This is a genomic window from Mucilaginibacter sp. P4_C11, assembly GCF_056402115.1.
Window position 1 is genome coordinate 15,133 of sequence record NZ_JBFUIA010000044.1, and the last position, 20,216, is coordinate 35,348.

Below are 20,216 nucleotides of genomic sequence, written 5' to 3' on the forward strand. Positions count from 1 at the left end.
TTTAAAATTGCCAGGGCGGTAAGCACTCCGCTCTGTGGTTGAGGTGGCAAAATTAAACCGACCGGTAAAATGATTAAAATGTTTAAACATGCAATTTATCATTGAACAAAAAAAAGTTTACCACTTTTAACCGGAATGATTTTAAAATAAGAGATTTGCTGTCGCCGAGTTATAAATACATCTAAACACCCTATTGAAAAATGATTTTTGCATCGTACCCTAAATTTAAAAAAGGCGCCTGTTTACTGGCCGCCGGCTTACTGCTCGCCGGAACAGTTAATGCCCAGCAAAACAATACAAAAACTCAAAAAGACGAAGTAGACTTTGTTAACCCACTGATAGGTACCGCCATTACCGGTTTTGCCAAAGGCCTTGATGGCGGTGGTACCATGCCCTGCGTAAATGTGCCCTTTGCCATGACAAACTTTGTTGCCCAAACCGGCGAAAGCAAAATGGGCCGCATGTGTTATCAATACGAGGATAAAACGGTTATCGGCCTGTTGGCCACCCACCAGCCAACCGTTTGGATGGGCGATTACGGCTATGTATCTATTATGCCCCAGGTTGGTAACCTGCGTGTATTACCAAACGAACGAAAACTAAGCTACGATCATAAAGACGAGATAGCAAAGCCATACTACTATTCGGTTAAGTTAAAGGCCGACAATAAAACCTTCATCAAATCAGAAATAGCAGGAGCAAATACCTGCGGCATGTTCCGGTTTACTTTTCCGGCTGCGGATAAAGCCCACCTCATTATCCAGGGTATAAACCTTAACCCGCAACTGAAGGATTGGGCAAACGATTATGCTCCAAGACTTAAAAAGCTAAAAGGCTACGTTCATGTTGATACTATCAATAATGAAATTACCGGCTACAATCCCGACAGGCAATCAGCCCAGATAGGGCCGGAGCTTAAAAACTTCAAGGGTTATTTTATTATAAAGTTTGATAAACAGATCCGAAAGTATGGCACCTGGGATAAAAGCGTCATCAAAAAAGGCAGTAACGAACAATTTGGCACCCGCATGGGGGCTTTTATCTCTTTTAAAACAATAACCAATACCCAGATCAAAGTAGCGGTGGCCACTTCGTTTATCAGTATTGACCAGGCCCGCAATAATCTTAAAAAAGAAATTCCCGATTGGGATTTCGACAAAGTTGTAAAAACTACCCGCGATAACTGGCAGCAACAATTAAAAGTGATACAGGTAAACGGGATTACCGCGGGCCAGAAAACCATATTTTATACCGCCCTTTACCATACTCTGTTGTTCCCAAGGCAATTTTCGGAGTATGGCCGGTATTACAGTGCGTTTGACGATAAGGTACATAGCGGTGTTTCTTATAACGATTATTCGCTTTGGGATACTTTCCGCGCTTTGCACCCTTTGTTAACGCTGACCCAGCCCGAACGGGTAAATGGTATGGTGAAATCGTTATTACAAATGTACCAGGAGGGCGGTTGGATGCCCATGTGGCCAAACCCAACCTATACCAATATTATGATAAGCACGCATGCTGATGCCGTGGTGGCCGATGCCTATGTAAAAGGTTTTCGCGGGTATAGTACCAAACTGGCTTATGAAGCCATGCATAAAGATGCATTTACAGCGCCCGACGGTGATACACAAAAAAAATGGGGCGACCGCGACCTTTGGACAAGCTATGAAGCCCGTGGCGGCCTAACCAATTATCATAAACTGGGCTATGTTCCTGTTGATAAAACCCGTGAATCGGTTTCGCGTACTATTGAGTATGGTATTGACGACTATTGCGTAGCCCAGGTGGCCAAAGCCTTAGGTAAGGATGATGACTATAAGCAGCTGATAGCCTGGAGCCAGAATTATAAAAATGTGTATAACAACGCTACCGGGTTTATGGCGCCGCGCAATGCTAACGGACAATGGTCGGCCAAGCCGGATAGCGGGTTTACCGAAGGCACCAAGTGGACTTATACCTTTGGCGCCATGCAGGACGTACCGGGCATGATAGCCCTTATGGGCGGCGAAAAGGCATTTGCCGATAAACTATCCCACAACTTTACCGATGGCCACTACAGGGCCGATAATGAGCCCGGGCACCACTACATATACCTGTTTAACTATTGCGGTATGCCCTGGAAAACCCAGGAACTGGTAAGGCAAAACGTGGGCTGGCAAAATTACCGCAACGCCCCGGTAGGCATCAACGGTAACGACGATTGCGGCCAAACATCGGCATGGTATATTTTTAGCACCATGGGTTTTTACCCGGTAACCCCGGCATCGGGTATGTACAGCATTGGCGCGCCTCAATTCCCTTATATTGCCCTTAGCCTGCAAAATGGCAATAAACTGGTTATTAAAGCCACCGATCTATCGGCACAAAACAAATACGTGAAGGCAGTTACGTTTGATGGCCAGCCCATAAAAAACCACATGATATCGCACGAGCAGATAAGCCACGGCGGCACATTGGAATTTAAAATGACAAGTGTGCCGCAAAAAGATTGATATGCAGATTTCAGATATGCGGATTTCAGATGTGCAGATTTTTTTCCTTACCGGTGGTCGGCGCAGCATATCGAAATAGAATTTAAATGACTCACAGTCGATGAAAGAATTTATAATAGATCAGTTGAAAGTTGAAGTATCGGGTAGCCGGCACCTCATGGGTATAGCGGCGGCAAATGCCGTCACGGAAAAAATCAACCAATTGCTAATAGCAAAGCAATTCGTTAATATCATTTTCGCAGCGGCCCCGTCGCAAAATGAATTTTTGGATGAATTGCTGAAAAGGGATATAGATTGGACAAGGATCAGGGCTTTTCATATGGATGAGTACCTTAACCTGGATGCGGACGCACCACAAGGTTTTGGCAATTTTTTAAAAGCACGCTTGTTTGGCAAAGCGCCCTTTAAGGCGGTACATTATCTTAATGGCAACRCCGCAGATGCGGAGCAGGAGCGCCTGCGTTACGCAGACTTGCTAAGCCAGTTCCCGCCGGATATTGTTTGCCTGGGCATCGGCGAAAACACGCACCTTGCTTTCAACGACCCGCATGTGGCCGATTTTAATGATCCGCTGTTGGTTAAAATTGTCGATCTGGACAATGCATGCCGCGTACAGCAGGTAAACGACGGCTGTTTTGCCAGGATAGAAGATGTGCCTACACATGCCTTAACGCTCACCATCCCCGCATTGATAAACGCTCCTTTTGCATTTGCCATTGTGCCGGGCGAAAAAAAGGCAGATGCGGTTAAGCATACATTGAATGACGCAGTATCAGAAAAATACCCTTCAACAATATTGCGAACACACCCGGATGCTATATTATTTGTTGATGATAAAAGTGGTGTATATATTTAGGGACTAATAGGGAATTGGATTTGAAGATAGATGTGGTAGGTTTGATATCATAGGTGTTAGGAAGAAATAGAAAAGCGCAGGGTGTGTGCGGTACCTTCCCTTGGGAAAAGGGGGGAGGTCATTAAGTTAAGCAATTGACAGGATGCTCCAGAGGAGCAAAAGCTTTGTAGAATAAATGAATTAAAGTTTTTGCGTGCCAGAGGTACGCCACCTAACGTTCCGTACCTCTGGCACGGGAAGCTCATCTTTGATGTTTTTACTACAAAGCTTTTCCCCCGCTGGGGGAGAAAATCTTTAACTTAATGACATTGTGGAAGGGGAGGTAGGGGCTTAAATCAGGCATTCAAGCTGCTTTGCAATTCGTCGCTCGCATAAACCCCTCCCTGCCTTTGCGCTCATTCCGACCGCATCCCAAGGAGGGAATAAGAAACTTTGGAACACCTATGCAGAGGTGATACCACAAATAAAATTAAGTTCCCCTTTAAAAGGCATTCTATGAAAAAATTAATACCCGCTTTATTACTGATATTTAGTTTAAACGCCGTTACAGCGCAGCAGGCAAAGTCGCCTTTTGCGGTGCGCGGTTTCCATCTCGATCTGCGCATCCAGGTAATGACCATGCCGGCGCTTAAAGCTTTTGCATTAAAACTAAGCCAAAACGGGATGAACACGCTGGTGATGGAGTGGGAGGGTACCTATCCTTTCGAGAAACACCCGCTGATACCCAACCGCTACGCGTACAGCAAGCAGGAAATTAAAAGCTTTATCCGCTACTGCGACAGCCTCGGTATTGATGTGGTACCCTTGCAACAAAGTTTTGGCCATGTGGAATATATTTTACGGCACCAACGTTATAAAAACCTACGCGAGGACCAAAAGGATGTATCGCAGGTGTGCCCCCTGGAAACGGATGGGGATAAAGCCCTGTTTACCGATTTATATACCGAACTTGCCGCCACACATACCTCTAAATATATCCACATAGGAGGCGATGAAACCTACCTGCTGGGGCACGATGCCAAATGTAAAGCCAAAGCCGAAAAAGAAGGTAAATCCAAACTATATACCGATTACATTAAAATGCTGTGCGAAATCGTGATAAAACTGGGCAAACGCCCTGTGCTTTGGGCCGATATCGCGCTGAAATATCCTGAGGCCATTAAATCATTGCCCAAAGAAACCGTTTTTGTAGATTGGAACTACGGCTGGGATATGAGCTATTTTGGCAACCACCAAAAGCTGATGGAAAGCGGTTTCGAAATCTGGGGATCGCCGGCAATCCGCTCGAGCCCGGATAATTATAACCTCACCCTGTGGGAAAAACACCTGAAAAATATCGGCAATTTTATCCCGGCTGCAAGCAAGTTGGGCTATAAAGGGATGATCATGACGTCGTGGTCAACATCCGGCCAATATTCGGCTGTGTATGAATCAGAAGCGGATATGACCGAGCTGTATGCCATCAGGCACGTGTACCCACTGTCGGGATTCAATATGTCTATAGCTGCATATTTCGAAGCCGTTAAAAGTAACCAGCCTTTAAATATCACCGGCTTTGTGTACAGTTACGGCCAAAAGCAGTTCGGGTTTGATAAGGCCGGGGCCATATCATTTTGGGAAGCACTTAAAACAACACCTTATGAAATACAACAGGGCGAGGTAAAATCGCCCATACCATTATCGGTTAAACAATTGCTGGATAGTTGCACTACGGCCCGCCAAAAGCTGTACGCCCTAAAGCCAGCAAAAAACCAGCAGGAATTTGAGCATTTTAAATTAATGGCCGATATCAGGGTGTATTACCTCACTTACCAGGCTATTGAAAAGCAGGTGAACGAGGCGTCGTTTAATAATGCACAAAAGCCCGCAATAATTGCTGCGTTAAAGCAACTATTGGCTACATCAAAAAGCCTGGATGAAAGGTTTGAACAATTGAATAAAGATTTCCTGAATCCATCGGCCATCCGGGAGGAAAACGAACTGCGTAATATGAAAGTGATAGGGTTATTTGATAGGCTGGCAGGCGATAAATAATTTAACAAAGCTACCGCGAGGCTTCACCTGGAAATATAATGAGATTGGAAGATTAAAATCCAACTTATTGATATATTTAAACCACTTTACAACTGTTTTTTATTCTAAACCTTTCATATCATGATTTTAGTATTTGTTTTAATATGTGCGTTTATTATCTATCTAATCAACAAAAAGAAGTTTATAGGTAAAACGAATGCTCAAAAAATATGGGGATTTGGTATTTACGCATTATCCGTATTCGTTGGTATATTTATTTTTTTTGAGATACTTCACATCATAAAATATCATTCCATCAACTAAATTATTGCTACCGCGAGGTTTCACCTCGTGGTTAAACATGGTTTCAGCTTTCAGCTGAAATATTAATTGCTTTGTTTTTCTGCCGTTAAAAACTCCCGGTTAACGCTTGATATCAGCAGTTTAAATGATGGCTCGGCTTTAGTGTATTCGGTAAGTAATTTGAACTGGTTTTTTGCCCGTACTAAATTATGGCCCGGATACTGTGCGCCGTAGTAGCTATCGTTGTTTAAAAAGTCGGTTAAAAAGCGCAGGGCCTGCATGTAAATCATTAGTTTTCCCGAAAAAACGAATAGCTGTTTTTCAGCTTCCGTCAGGATATTGCCCATTTCGCTCATATAACCTTTGTATATGGCGCGGAAAAAATCCTCGCGGATATGGATCTTATCCATGTTAGTCTCTTCTTCGTTGGCGGGGGATAGGTATGTACGCATCATATCGCCCACATCGCTTAAATAGTAGCCAGGCATAACGGTATCCAGGTCTACCAAACAAAGCGCATGGTTTTGGCTGTCAAACAATACATTGTTAATTTTGGTATCGTGATGAATGGCGCGTAAGGGGATCTCGTTATTAGATATCAGCTGGTTGTAAGTTTGCAATATTTGGTATTGATTGTAAACTTCCTTTATCTCGGTTGCGGCTTCTGCCAACTTAACAGGCAACGCATTTTTAGATGCTGCTTTAAACTGGTCGAACCGGAGCTTAAGATTATGAAAATCTGATAGCGTGTATTGCAGCTGGCCGATATCAAAATCATTCAACAGGCGCGTAAACCGGCCAAATTGAACGGCTGCCTCAAAGGCTTCCTGCTTGTCCTGCAAAAAGTTAACCGTATGCGATCCATCGATAAATGGAAATAGCCTGTAAAATTTCCCCTCAGATGATTTTACCATAAAGTGATCATCAATGGTTTTTAACGGTGCAACAAAAAGATAACCGGGGTTATGTTTGCCCAGGTACGTTCGTACCAACTCCAGGTTGTTGGCTATAAAACCGGGATTTTTAAAAACCGAAGTATTAATTTGCTGCAGGATATAGGCATCGCTATGGCCTTTAAGCTTATAAGTATGGTTTATTAAACCCGAACCAAAAGGCTGCACTTCATAGTCGGCAGCGTTTAATCCAAAGCTTATCAGTATATCATCAAACATATTATATCCGGTTAACACATCAAACATACTTAAACAGTTGATGAAACTGCCACGCAAACGTTTGACCGTTTTTTATTTATTTTTTATTCTCGATCAGTTGCGATTCTATAATGATTTTGTAATAAGCACTTTGCTCATTACTACCCTTATCCTGGTGATGCAGCAAATCCATCAGGATATCAGCAGCTTTTTGCCCCTGCAGGTATGGGAACTGCTCAACAGATGCCGCCGGGATGTTTTCCATATAATTGATTAACGGTAAATTGGCGTAGCTTACAAATTCAAGGTCTTTATTTATCCTGATGTTCAGCTTTTGTGCGTGTTTAATGGCAAATAAGGCTACATAATCGTTAAACGTAACTACGGCTGTGGGTTTCCTTTTATTGGCCAGCAACTCGTCGAAAGCTTTTTTTGTGCCTTCCTCCGTTAAATCACAGGATACAATAAGCGAGGGATCAAATTTTAGTCGGTTTTTGGTCATGGCTTTTATATAGCCTTCTTTCCGCTCGCCGGTGGCCACCATAGTCTGGGGGCCGTTGATCATACCTATGGCACGGTGCCCTTTTTTTAAAAGGAAGCTAACAGCCTCGATAGTGCCAATTTCCATATTACAGGCCACGTAGTGGATGTTGGCAATATTGGGTATCCTGTCAAAATAAACTACAGGAATGTTATACTTTTTAAGGTTTTCAAAATGCTGAAAAGATGAAGTGTTTTTGCCTACCGATACCAGCAGCCCATCTACACGGTGATTTTTCATTTTCTCTACCAGTTCCTTTTCTTTCTGCTCATCATCATGTGATTGTGCAAGCAATACCGTATAATTCTTTTTATAAGCGGTATCTTCAATGGCGCTAATGGCCGATGAAAAAAAAGCTTCAGAAAGTTCGGGCAAAATAACACCAATGGTGTGGGTTTTTCCCTTCTGTAAAAAAATGGCGGTCTGATTGGGTTCGTAGTTCAGTTCGACTGCCAGCTTTTTAACTTTTGCCCTTGTGCTCAGGCCGATACTGGGATGGTCATGCAAGGCCCTTGAAACTGTAGATACCGAGATACCCAGCAGCTGGGCTATCTCTTTTATAGTAGTTGGCTTTGATTGCATTATCCTTTTGCTGTACTTGAAATAAAATTAAAGTTAGCAGATTATTATCAAATTATTGCCCGTTTGGCGGCTATTGCAAACGTTTGTGTATTGTTTTCGGGGCCCGGTAACGTATTTTCAGGTGCTTAATAACTAATTTCATCACAGCAAGAAAAGTTTATTACAATTTGCTAATTTAAAATTTTTATCAGCCTAAAATATGAGCGGTAATACGATAACAGTAAAAAACTGGGGTACAGCCAATGGTCAGGATATTACGCTTTATAAATTGCGCAATAAAAACGGCATGCAGGTATCCGTTACCAATTACGGTGCAGCTATCCAGGCCATAATAACGGCCGACCGGGATGGAGCTATGGCCGATGTTGTTTTAGGCTATGATGATGTAGAAGGATACGTGAACGATCCCTATTACACCGGCGCTATAGTAGGCCGTTTTGCAAACCGCATAGCAGGGGGCCTGGTTACGCTGGATGGCATGCAACACCAGCTTACTGTTAAGCCGGGCGGCTTTCATCATCATGGCGGTGCGGTTGGCTTTAATAAAAAAGTATGGGGAGCAAATCATTTTGTTCAAAAAGACAAAATTGGCGTAGTGCTTAAGTACATCAGCCCTGATGGGGAAGAAGGGTTTCCGGGCGAACTGACTACAACAGTTACTTATACTTTGAACAATAAAAATCAATTGGAGGTGGCTTTTGAAGCCAAAACAAGCAAAATCACGTTGCTTAACCTTACCCAGCATGCTTATTTTAATCTATCGGGATTGGCGGGCTCATCAATTTTAAATCATGAGTTGATGATGCCTTTAAACAACTATTTGCCGGTAAACAAGATGCACGTGCCTGTGGGGCATTTGGCAGCCGTTGAAAATACACCTTTTGATTTTACCCAGCCCACAGCCATAGGCAAAAGGATTGATGCCGACCATGAGGAATTGAAACAGGGCCAGGGCTACGACAATACCTTTGTAATTAAACAACAAGCATCGGCCGAATTGGTTATGGCTGCCACTGTATCCGAACCGCAAAGCGGCAGAGTGCTTTATGTTTATACAACCGAACCATCGGTGCATTTGTATACCGGTAATTTTATTGATGATAATTCTCCCGGTAAAAACGGGGCTAAATATATGCGCCGGAGTGGTTTTTGCCTGGAAACCCAGCACTACCCCGATGCGCCAAATCATACGCATTTCCCGACAACGGTATTAAGGCCCGGGGAAACTTTCAGCAGTAAAACTATTTTTGAATTTACAACTGATGCCATTTAAATGATAAAAATGGCCAGTTTCAAACGTTTGCGTGGAGATACAGGATCTTATTTTTTACCAAAGGCCTAAATGCCGGTACATTTATAAAAGGATACCCGGCGGTATTCTATTGATAACCAAATATGAAAAAAACAACCTTCTTCTGCTTTTCTTTTTTAATAAGTGTTTTTACGGCCACCATTTCGCTGGCGCAGGGTACAAGTTCACAAGCTACCTCGTTAAAGCAGGTGATTCCCTTAGGTGGCAATGCCTGGGTAAACGCGCCCGATACCATTACGGATGAGGGCCTGCTGAATTGGAAAAATCCTAAATCAACACCGAATGTCTATTTCAGGGTTTCGGTTGCACAGGATATTAAGATATCCTTAAGGCTGCGGGTGCCACAGGGCGAAAGTAAGATTGGGATAAAAGCAGGCGAAAATTATATATTTAAAAAGGTAAGCAACCGGGCTTTTGATACCATTGAGATGGGGACTATCCATTTAAAGCATGCCGGTCATGTTAAAATTGAACTGAAGGGCATGAGTAAAACAGGCGCAGTTTATGCTGATATAAGCGACCTCATCATCCAAACCAAACAGCCCGATGCCGATATAGCTTATGTAAAACAAGGCAGTTCGTTCCACTTCGGCAGGAGGGGGCCATCAGTGCACCTAAGGTTTACGGTTCCCGATGATAAAAAAACAAAAGTGAAATGGTTTTACAACCAGATAATTGTTCCTAAAGGGCAGGATATTGTTGGATCATATTTTATGGCAGATGGTTTTGGCCAGGGATATTTTGGCATGCAGGTAAACTCGGCTACCGAACGGCGGGTGTTGTTTTCTCTATGGAGCCCGTTTGATACCGAAGACCCCAAGAGTATACCCGACAGCATGCGCATCAAATTGATAAAAGGCGGTACTGGCGTACACATTGGCGAATTTGGTAACGAAGGATCGGGCGGGCAAAGTTATATGCACTACCCCTGGGAAGCCGGGAAAGCATACGCATTTTTGTTAAAGGCCGAACCTGATGCTGCTAAAAATTCAACAACGTTTAGCGCCTATTTTGAAGACGTTGCCGCCGGGAAATGGTTCCTGGTGGCCAGCTTTAACCGCCCGCAAAAAGCTACTTACCTCACCAGCCTTTACTCGTTTGTTGAGAATTTTGAGCCCGAAAATGGCGATAAAACCCGCAAAGCCCTGTTTACCAATCAATGGATAGGCGATAGTGAAAATAACTGGCAACAACTTACCGGGGCTGTATACACCGGCGATGCAACCGCCAAAGCCAACTACCGGAAAGATTATGCAGGCGGCGTTGAGGGAGATAAATTTTACCTGAAAAACGGCGGCTTTTTTGATGGTTTTATAAAATTGAGCACCCCATTCACCAGGGCTGCCGTAAGTGCAAAGCCAGTTATTGACATTAATAATTTACCTGTTAAATAGAGAATCAAGAATCAAGACAAAAAGCAAGCCGATTGACGAATCAATTTCAAGGAAGGAACAGTTCGTTACGTAATATTTTTTATGCTCAGGCCTTGCGCTTATCTTATTTCTTGATTCTAATCTCTTGATTCTTAACTCTTAGTGCCTGTTAAATAAAACTGATATATATCTTATAAAATGGAAAGAAGAGAATTTATAAAAACCGGCGCTATTGCCGCAGCCGGCTTCAGCATCTTGCCGACTGGTAGTTTGTTTGCATCTGCACAAGCCAAAGTAAGGCTTGGTTACATTGGTGTTGGAGCCCGGGGCATGAGCCATATTGCCGAAGGTTTGCTGCGCGATGATGTAGAAGTAGTAGCCATTTGTGATACCCAGGAGCATTCGCTGAAAATTTGCCGCGAATACATAGCCAAGAAAGGTCATGCCCCGGTAGCGGAATACACAGGTGGGCTGGATGCCTACAAAAAACTTTTAGACCGTAAGGATATTGATGCGGTGATCATAGCTACGCCATGGCAGTTTCACCATCCGCAGGCCATTGATGCCATGAAGGCCGGCAAGTATGTGGGCTGCGAGGTTATTGCCGGTTTAACTGTAGACGAACATTGGGACATTGTGCATACCTCCGAAAAAACAGGAATGCCCTATATGACGCTGGAGAATGTTTGTTACCGCCGGGACGTAATGGCTGCGCTTAATATGGCACGCCAGGATCTTTTTGGCGAGATCATCCATTTGGAAGGCGGTTACCAGCACAATTTAAGGCCGGTACTGTTTAACGATGGTAAAGGAAGCTACGGTAACACCGGCGTGGAATATGGTGCTAAAGCCTTAAGCGAAGCACAATGGCGTACCCAGTTTAATATTGATGTAGATGGCGACATTTACCCAACCCATGGTGCAGGCCCTTGTATGCATTATGCTAACATCAACGCGGGTAACCGGTTTACCAACCTGGTATCTTTTAGCTCGAAAGCACGCGGTTTGGGTGCTTATATCGAAGAATTATCGCCCGGCCACCCCAATGCTAAAATCAACTATAAAAATGGCGACGTAACCACCACCATGATCAATTGCGCCAATGGCGAAACCGTGTTGTTAAGCCACGATACGCATTTGCCGCGCCCATACTCCTTAGGTTTCCGCGTGCAGGGTACCAAAGGGCTGTGGATGGATGTAAACAAAAGCGTTTACATTGACCATAAATCAAAAGAAGATGATTCATGGGAGCCGGCACAGCAATGGTTTGATAAATACGACCACCCGCTATGGAAAAAGTACGAAAAACTTGCCCAGGGTGCCGGCCATGGCGGTATGGACTGGTTTGTATTTAACGCCTTTATCGAATCGGTAAAAAACAAACGTCAAACACCTATTGATGTTTATGATTCAGTTACCATGAGCGTTATTACGCCATTATCAACCAAATCACTTAAAGAAGGTAATGCAAGTGTGGCCTTTCCGGATTTTACAAAAGGCAAATGGAAAGACAGGAAAAACAGTTTCGCGCTGGACGACAGCGGTTTTTAAGTAGTTTTTAAGTCTCTTCTCCAATAATATAATGTCATTGCTTATCCAGGCAATGACATTTTTTTTGCCCGGCCGGAACCAAAAGTTGACGGCCGGCCCCGATACGTTAATCTCCTCAAAATCAAAAAAATCCGCCACTCGTCCAAAACAGGAAGTTTTCGGCAGAATCCATCAAAATCGTCCGGTAAAAACCGCTTAAAACATTGCAAATCTGTGTGTTTTGCTTTGTTGCGTAGCTGCAATTTGCTATTTATCAAACGTTTGCGTAGTTAAAGTTTGTGTTAAACAAACGTTTGCGCTGTGTTAAAACAGGCTTTTTCAAGGCTGTATACCTAATTTCCAATATTGAAAAACGAACAGAAACTATTCAAAACCAACAACAATTAATTAATACTAGCACCAAAATGTATGATTAAAATTTACACACATCCTGATCCGGGCTTCACACAAAGCAAACTTTTAAAAAAGAAGCTTTATGGTGCCCTTGTTAAAATGATATGCTGTTACCTGTTTGTATTGCTGCCCATACTGGCCAGCGCACAAACTGTTATTACAGGTAGCGTAAAAGATAAAGACGGACCTATCATAGGCGCAACAATTAGCGAAAAGGGCGTTAAAAACACCACATCGACAGACCTAAGCGGAAAGTTTAAAATTACGCTAAAAGGGGGTTCCAATGTTTTGATCATATCCTATATAGGATACAAAACACAGGAAGTTGCCGCAAGCGGAACAATAAATGTAACCCTGCAGGAAGACCTTAACAAACTGAACGAGGTTGTAGTTGTAGGTTACGGCTCGGTTAAAAAAAGCGACCTTACGGGTTCTGTAAGCTCGGTAAAAGCCGATGACCTTAACTTAGGGGGTACAACTTCAAACCTGGGCCAGGCCATACAGGGTAAAGCTGCCGGTGTGCAGGTACAACAATCAAGCTTTGCACCGGGTGGTACCATATCTATTACCATACGTGGCGGTAACTCCATTAATACCAGCAACTCGCCATTATATGTAGTTGATGGTTTTATTACCGATAATGGTAACCAGATTAATCCAAATGATATTGATGATATCCAGATCCTGAAGGATGCATCGGCAACGGCTATCTACGGCTCGCGCGGTGGCAACGGAGTTGTTTTGATCACTACCAAAAAAGGAAAAATTGGGAGAGTAGCCGTTGATGCCGATGTTTCAAACGGTCAGCAATATTTAACTTACCATCCGTCACTATTAAACGGGCAGCAGTACACCGATATTCAAAATGCTACGGCTATTGAAGATGGCAAGCCTGCTATATTCCCTTCAAACTTTCCGCTGGCCAATACCAACTGGTTAAAAGCTGCAACCCAGAATGCAACGGTACAAAACCGCAACTTAAGTATTAGCAGCGCCGATAAGGATTCAAAAATTTATGTATCTGGTAATTACCTGAAACAACTGGGCGTATTAAAAGGTACCAGCCTTCAAAGGTATACCGCGAGGATAGGTGCTGAGAAAACCCTGAATGAAAACCTAAAATTAGGCGCCAATTTTTACGGCGCAAGCTCAAATTCAACCCTGCAATCATACTCCGGAGACATTACCGCGCCATTGTTTGGCCTGTTAACTGCTCAACCCAATATTCCGGTTTACAATGCCGATGGCAGTTACTACGTATACCAGGGTAAAAACAACGCCCTTGCATCGCTTTTGGAGCCGACCAACAAAAGCGGCAGCAAACTGATAAACGGTAATGTTTCCTTAGATTATATTTTATTCAAGGGGCTAACCTACCACCTGGGCGCAGGCAGCGAGTATAGCCAGGTTACGGCAGGCCAGTATACGCCAAGAACATTGGTAGCAGGTAAAGCAAATGGCGGTATAGCTGCCGAGCAAATGTCGACTGCTTTCAGGTGGTTGGTTGAAAACTATTTAACCTATAAATACAATTTAAAAGATCATGCATTTACCTTATTGGTAGGTAATTCCAATCAAAGGGATGTTTCCGAATCATTAGGGGCAGGTGCAAAGGGTTTCCCTACTGACGTGTTTTTGTACTATAATTTAAGTGCAGGTTCAACAGTTAACGGTTATAGCAGCGGCAAATCAGAATCCTCGCTAACCGATTATTACGGCAGGCTAAACTATGCTTATAAAGATAAGATCCTGGCTACGTTTACCTTAAGGGACGACGCTTCATCAAAATTTGGCAGCAACTTCAGGCATGGTATCTTCCCTTCAGGTGCTTTGGCATACAAGCTTGAAGATGAGGATTTTATCAAAAACCTAAATACATTCTCGAGCTTGAAACTACGGGTTAGCTACGGTGTTACCGGTAACGACAGGATCAACAATTATCAATACCTGAGCACATTTGGCAACTACAGCACGGTGCTTAGTCCCGGCGGTCCTTTACAGGTAGGTATCGAGCCTTCCAGCTTATCAAACCCTAACTTAAAATGGGAAAGTACGGCACAGTTAGATGCCGGTTTGGATATGGGCTTTGCCGATGGCCGCATTAACGCCACTATCGATGTTTATCGTAAAAAAACTTCAGACCTGTTAATCAATCTTCCAATTGGTCAATGGTGGGGCTTTAATACCCAACTGGTAAACGGTGGCGCGATAGAAAACAGGGGGATCGAACTTGGTATCAATACCAACAACATCCGGTCTAATGGCTTTTCATGGAACAGCAGTTTTAACATCTCGTACAATAAACAAAAAGCTTTAGACCTGGGCGGTATCAAAACCATCAGCAGCAATACAGCTAACCCAAGCGGTACAGTATCCGGCCGGGAATTTTCGAGGCTGGAAGTAGGGCAGGAGTTAGGCATGCTATATGGCTATGTTTATGCAGGCGTACTTAAAACCGGCGAAACCTACTCGCCGCAGCCAAATTCAAAAGCAGGCGATCCTAAATATGTAGATGTAAACGGCGATGGCGTAATAACCCCGGCCGATCAAAAATACCTGGGTAACTCAAACCCTCACTACAGCATGGGTTTTGGTAACGATTTTCATTACAAAGGTTTCGACCTGAACATTTTTATCCAGGGTGCATTTGGTTATAAATTGTTTAACATGAACAGGCTGGTACTGGAATCAACCACAAGCACCGATGCGTTGAACAGGTTTGTTGCCGGTAAAAACGAAAATACAGATATCCCCCGCGAAGGTTATTTCCTGAGCACTTATGGCGGTTATGTAAACTCCCGTTTTGTTGAAAATGCTTCTTACGCCCGTTTAAAATCAGTTTCGTTAGGCTATAGCTTCCCGTCATCGTTATTTCAGCATATCAAAATTGTGCAGGGAATAAGGCTGTATGCCGAAGCCCAGAACCTGGTTACCGTAACCGGCTACAAAGGAACCGACCCTGAGGTGAACGTTCATACCGGCAACACATCCGGCGGTTTGGATTTTAACTCATTCCCGGCTTTCCGAACTTTTGCTTTTGGTATTAAAGTGTCTGTTCATTAATCATTATAAATCATCCCTCAACGGATCAACATAAAATTAAAGCAAATGAAAAAATATAGTATTTCCCTAATCATAGCGGCGGTTTGTTTGCAGTTCTCCTGCAATAAAAACCTCGACCCTAAGGTATATAGCAGCTTAACCAGTACCAATGCGTTCCGCACCCAATCTGATGCGGTAGCGGCTGTAAACGCTGTTTACGCACGTTTAAAAGGCCCGGCTGTTGGCGATAACTTTGACTATTGGACAGTAAGGCACTTTGCCCTGACGGATTTAACAACCGATGTAGGCCACTGTAGCTACAGCGGCGACCCTGGTCAGCTTTCGCTTGTTCAATGGAACTCGGCAAACGGTTTGTTAGCCGAAGATTGGAAACAGATTTATAAACTTGTTGCCGATGCCAACAACGCCATCTACAATCTTTCGGCAATGACTACCATCAGCGACGATGCTAAAAGCCAGTTTCTGTCCGAGATTAAGTTTTTACGGGCGGTTGCTTACCTTGACCTTACCGATGCCTGGGGGCCTGTGGTTTTGGTTACCGAGAAAGATGTTGCCAATCCTAAATATACCAGCCAGCCACCGGTTACGCCTGTTGCCACTATTGATGCGCTGCTGATAGCAGATTTGCAGGCTGCCATAAGCACTTTGCCTGCAAATTATGCCGGCAATAAATATTACTCAACCAATGATGTTGGCCGTGCTACCAAAGGTGCCGCCATGACATTATTGGCCAAGCTATACCTGCGCGAAAAACAATGGCAAAAAGCTGCCGACCTGGCCAAACAGGTAATGGATTTAAACATATACCAGTTGTATCCCAGCTATTCGGGTTTGTTTAAGGAAGATAACAAATGGTGTTCAGAAAACATATTTTCGGTGTTGAGCGATGCCAATGTTAACGGTACCGAATTATTAAACCACTTTGGCCCGCTTAACCACCCGGTACTTACCGACAGGTGGCAGTACTACGCCGTAACCTGGGATTTTTATAACAGCTATGGCGATGAAGACGACCGTAAGAAAATGTTCTTTACACAATACGAAGGCGTTGATGGATTAACCCACAAAGAACCGCCAACTTTGGGTGCTACACCTCCCGCGGGCGTTTTATACATGCCGGATGTTGCTACCATGAAATATGCCGACCCGAATGGCGCAAATACCTATTATGATGGCCACAGTGTTGATATTTTACGCTACGCCGATGTGTTATTAAGCAGGGCAGAGGCATTGAATGAATTAGGCGGGCCTACAACTGAGGCCGTTGGCCTGGTAAACCAGGTTAAAGCGCGTTCGCACGCCAAGCAATTGGTTGCCGCCTCGCTTACCCAGGCTACCTTCCGCGACGCCCTTTTGCAGGAACGTGGCTGGGAGCTTTATTATGAAGGCAAACGCAGGGCCGATTTAATGCGCTTTGGCAAATATGATGTGGTTGTAAATGCATACCTGAAACGTACCGGTCAAACACAAACCGTGCAATTACCGCGCGATCAGTATTTCCCGTATCCGCTTAACCAGGTTACTATTAACCCTAATTTGAACAACTCGGGCAGGCAGCAATAAAAGCCCGGGTATTATCAGCTTAAAAGAATATACGGTTTAAAAAGCCGTATATTCTTCATTTATTTAGTACGATGAGTATAAAAGACAGGTTTTTTGCAGGATGTTGGCTAATGATGGCCATGCTGATAGGTACTGCCGTTTTTACCGGGTGCGGTAACGGGCAAATTATTGAGCAGGTAAATGTTGGCGTGCATAATAACAACGAGTTAAAGATCCAGGTTGATGTAACAACTTCAAAAGCTGCCGGTATACGCGTAAAATACTGGGCCGATGTGCCTAAAAGTATCGGGTTTTATACTCCGGTATCAAAAGCTAATACTAAACATTCGTTTGTACTTACCAATATCGCCCCCGATACCAAATACTTTTATAACATCGTAACCCTGCAAAATGGGGTCGAAAAAGTAAGTAAAACTTACGATTTTAAATCGCACCAGTTACCGCTTTTTCTAAAGGATCAGTTTAAAGCAAAAACCGCCGAAAAAACGACACTGCCTGCTGAGTTTAAAGATGGCCTGATGCTCATCAATAAACGCTACGCACCCGGCATAGCCTATTTGGTTGATTCGTGGGGAAACATCAGGTGGTACCACATGATAGATAGGGTTGGCTTTAAGGTGATTAATTTTACAAAAGATAATACGTTACTTTCTATTTTAGGCCGTAATGACGAGCCCACCAGCTACGGCAGCGAGATATTGGAAATTAACCTGCTGGGCGATACCTTATTATACCTTAAAAAGGGCCAGGGCGATTTTAAGCAAACCATACACCACGAAATTTTGAAAAATGATAAAGGGCAGATAGTCACCCTTTTTGTGGATCAAAAGATTATGGATTTAACCGGCATTGGCGGTGCCAAAAAAGATACCGTTAATGGCGATGGTATTATGGTGATGGATACCAAAGGCAAACAGCTTTATAAATGGAGCGTGTTTGATGTGCTCGATCCGCTGAAAGATAAAAAACTGCTGAAAACCAAAAAAGACTGGATGCACGCCAACAGCCTGAATTACGACATAGACGGCAATTACCTCATGTCGTTTTACAACAACGGCCAGATATGGAAGATTGACGCCAAAACAGGCAAAGTGATTTATAAATTTGGCAAAGGCGGCGATATTGCCATGCCCGCCGAATGTAATTTTACCCAGGCACACGCTGCCCACATCAATGCCAAAGGCGAACTGATGTTTTTTGACAACGGGGTAGAAAAACACCAGTCGGGCGTGTTTGCGATGAAGATTGACGAAAAAAATAAAACCTCGAAGATTGATACGCACTTCCAGCTACCTAAACAAATTTTTAACGGCAGGATGGGCAGTGCATACCTGGTAAATGATACCACCACGTTGGTGTGCTGCTCAAAAAGGCACATCATTGTATTAACCAACAACAAAGGCGTTTTGCAGTGGACTATGGAAACATCGGTACCAACTTATCGCGCCGGCTTTATCAAATACAAACAGCTCGATCCGTATTTAAAACCATTAAGTATATCCTGGTGATGATTAAGTATATTAAATTGAATAAAAAATATCAATATGTAGTAACCTTGTTTGCCATTTTTGTTTTGGCAAATAGCGTACAATTATTTTCGTCCTGCAACGCAAATGGCGGTACACCAGCAGGCACTACAGACTCTGTGACAACAGCATCCGATAGCCTGGTAAGTATTGATACTGCAAAAATACCACATGGCAAATATGGCGATGCGGTGAAGTATGGCAGGCAGTTGATGTTGCACACCGCGTATTACATTGGCCCTAATGGTGTTAATGGCCATTATACCGGTAATAAAATGAATTGTACCAATTGCCACCGGGATGCAGGCACACGCCCTTATGCTTTTAATTTGGTAAGGTCGTTTAAAGATTATCCGCAGTACCGTGCAAGGGAGGGCCGCATTTTATCGCTGGCCGAGCGGATTAACAACTGCGTAATGCGGCCAAACCTGGGCAGGCCTTTGCCGCTGGATAGCAGGGAGATGGTATCAATAATGGCCTATTTAAAATTCCTGAGCGATTCATCGCACGTTGATGCCCGCACCAAAGGACTAAAAAACATGACGGTTGAACTGCCCGATGTAGCGGCATCATCTGATCATGGCGAGAAGCTATACGCGCAGCATTGCGAACGTTGCCACGCAAAAAACGGCGAGGGCAAAATGGCTTTCGATAACGTAGCATACCAATACCCGCCAGTATGGGGACTGCTGGCATATCGCCCGGGCTCGAGCATGCACCGTGTAGTTAAACTGGCGCAATGGTTAAAGGCCAACATGCCTTATGATAAAACCACGCCCGGCACTACGTTTTTAACAGACGCCGAAGCACTGGATATAGCAGCTTATGTAAATGATGATAAAAAACATCAACGGCCCGCTGCCAAAACAACAAAAGAGGAGGATTATCCTAACCACGAAGAGAAAGCAATTGATTATGATAAAGGGCCGTTTAAAGATCCTTTTTCAGAACAACAACATAAGTACGGGCCCTATAAGCCAATTATTGATTACTGGGAAGGTAAGGGTATTACGCCGGTTATTTAATATTGGGCGAGGGGTTTTTAAGGAAATAGAGATGGGGATTTGTGGGGTTCCTTCAATGAGGGAAGGAGCGAAGTTATCAAGTTAAGGATTTTCTCCCCCAGCGGGGGGAAAGCTTTGTAGCAAAAAAATCAAGATGAGCTTCCGTGCCAGAGGTACGGAACGTTAGGAGGCGTACCTCTGGCACGCAAAAACGTTAATTCATTTATGTTACAAAGCTTTTGCTCCTCCGGAGCATCCCGTCAATTGCTTAACTTAATAACATCGGGGTAAGAGGAGGTAGCGGTCAAATCAAGCGTTCAATCGGCATGGTAAATATCGCTCACATAACCCCTCCCTGCCACTGGGCGCATCACCAAACGCTTACTTCCCGTAGGAGGGAATTAAAAAAATTAAAAGCACCGGGTTTTAACCCAATTGCGATGAATAAATTGGATTGACTACCTGATATTATATTAAAAGTACTGACTAA

General features: G+C 43.7%; 12 protein-coding genes. 10 read left to right on the forward strand and 2 right to left on the reverse strand.

What is annotated here, in order from left to right:
* Positions 1-200: 200 nt before the first annotated feature.
* The 3 genes from AC1DU2_RS27575 (at position 201) to AC1DU2_RS27585 (ending at position 5,385) form a co-directional block, all read left to right on the forward strand.
* The gene (locus AC1DU2_RS27575) at positions 201-2,495 is read left to right on the forward strand and encodes a GH92 family glycosyl hydrolase (protein ID WP_477388496.1); all 2,295 of its coding nucleotides are present in this window, start codon (positions 201-203) and stop codon (positions 2,493-2,495) included.
* A 100-nt stretch (positions 2,496-2,595) separates the two neighbouring features.
* The gene (locus AC1DU2_RS27580; protein WP_477388498.1) at positions 2,596-3,351 is read left to right on the forward strand and encodes a glucosamine-6-phosphate deaminase; all 756 of its coding nucleotides are present in this window, start codon (positions 2,596-2,598) and stop codon (positions 3,349-3,351) included.
* Between the two features lie 495 nt (positions 3,352-3,846).
* A complete protein-coding gene (locus AC1DU2_RS27585; protein ID WP_477388500.1) occupies positions 3,847-5,385 on the forward strand; it encodes a beta-N-acetylhexosaminidase in 1,539 nt (512 codons plus the stop codon).
* Between the two features lie 365 nt (positions 5,386-5,750).
* Here the strand turns inward: AC1DU2_RS27585 and AC1DU2_RS27590 are convergent, their stop codons facing one another.
* Entirely contained in the window at positions 5,751-6,839 is a 1,089-nt protein-coding gene (locus AC1DU2_RS27590) for a phosphotransferase enzyme family protein (RefSeq protein WP_477360876.1), read from the reverse strand.
* 76 nt (positions 6,840-6,915) lie between these two features.
* Entirely contained in the window at positions 6,916-7,941 is a 1,026-nt protein-coding gene (locus AC1DU2_RS27595; protein WP_477360878.1) for a LacI family DNA-binding transcriptional regulator, read from the reverse strand.
* A 199-nt stretch (positions 7,942-8,140) separates the two neighbouring features.
* Between AC1DU2_RS27595 and AC1DU2_RS27600 the strand changes: the two genes are divergently transcribed.
* The 7 genes from AC1DU2_RS27600 (at position 8,141) to AC1DU2_RS27630 (ending at position 19,747) form a co-directional block, all read left to right on the forward strand.
* Positions 8,141-9,214, forward strand: a complete 1,074-nt coding sequence (locus tag AC1DU2_RS27600; RefSeq protein WP_477388502.1) for an aldose epimerase family protein — start codon at positions 8,141-8,143, stop codon at positions 9,212-9,214.
* Positions 9,215-9,336: 122 nt separating this feature from the next.
* Positions 9,337-10,647: a DUF3472 domain-containing protein gene (locus AC1DU2_RS27605; RefSeq protein WP_477388504.1), complete on the forward strand. Its 1,311-nt coding sequence runs from the start codon at positions 9,337-9,339 to the stop codon at positions 10,645-10,647.
* A 177-nt stretch (positions 10,648-10,824) separates the two neighbouring features.
* Entirely contained in the window at positions 10,825-12,177 is a 1,353-nt protein-coding gene (locus AC1DU2_RS27610) for a Gfo/Idh/MocA family protein (RefSeq protein ID WP_477388506.1), read from the forward strand.
* A 408-nt stretch (positions 12,178-12,585) separates the two neighbouring features.
* Complete coding sequence (locus AC1DU2_RS27615; RefSeq protein ID WP_477388508.1) at positions 12,586-15,633, forward strand: SusC/RagA family TonB-linked outer membrane protein; 3,048 nt, start codon at positions 12,586-12,588, stop codon at positions 15,631-15,633.
* 45 nt (positions 15,634-15,678) lie between these two features.
* A complete protein-coding gene (locus AC1DU2_RS27620; RefSeq protein ID WP_477388510.1) occupies positions 15,679-17,196 on the forward strand; it encodes a RagB/SusD family nutrient uptake outer membrane protein in 1,518 nt (505 codons plus the stop codon).
* A gap of 71 nt (positions 17,197-17,267) precedes the next feature.
* The gene (locus tag AC1DU2_RS27625) at positions 17,268-18,704 is read left to right on the forward strand and encodes an aryl-sulfate sulfotransferase (protein WP_477388512.1); all 1,437 of its coding nucleotides are present in this window, start codon (positions 17,268-17,270) and stop codon (positions 18,702-18,704) included.
* Positions 18,704-19,747, forward strand: coding sequence for a c-type cytochrome (locus AC1DU2_RS27630; protein ID WP_477388514.1), 1,044 nt, complete (start codon positions 18,704-18,706; stop codon positions 19,745-19,747). The genes AC1DU2_RS27625 and AC1DU2_RS27630 overlap by 1 nt, the downstream gene beginning before the upstream one ends.
* Positions 19,748-20,216 lie beyond the last annotated feature (469 nt).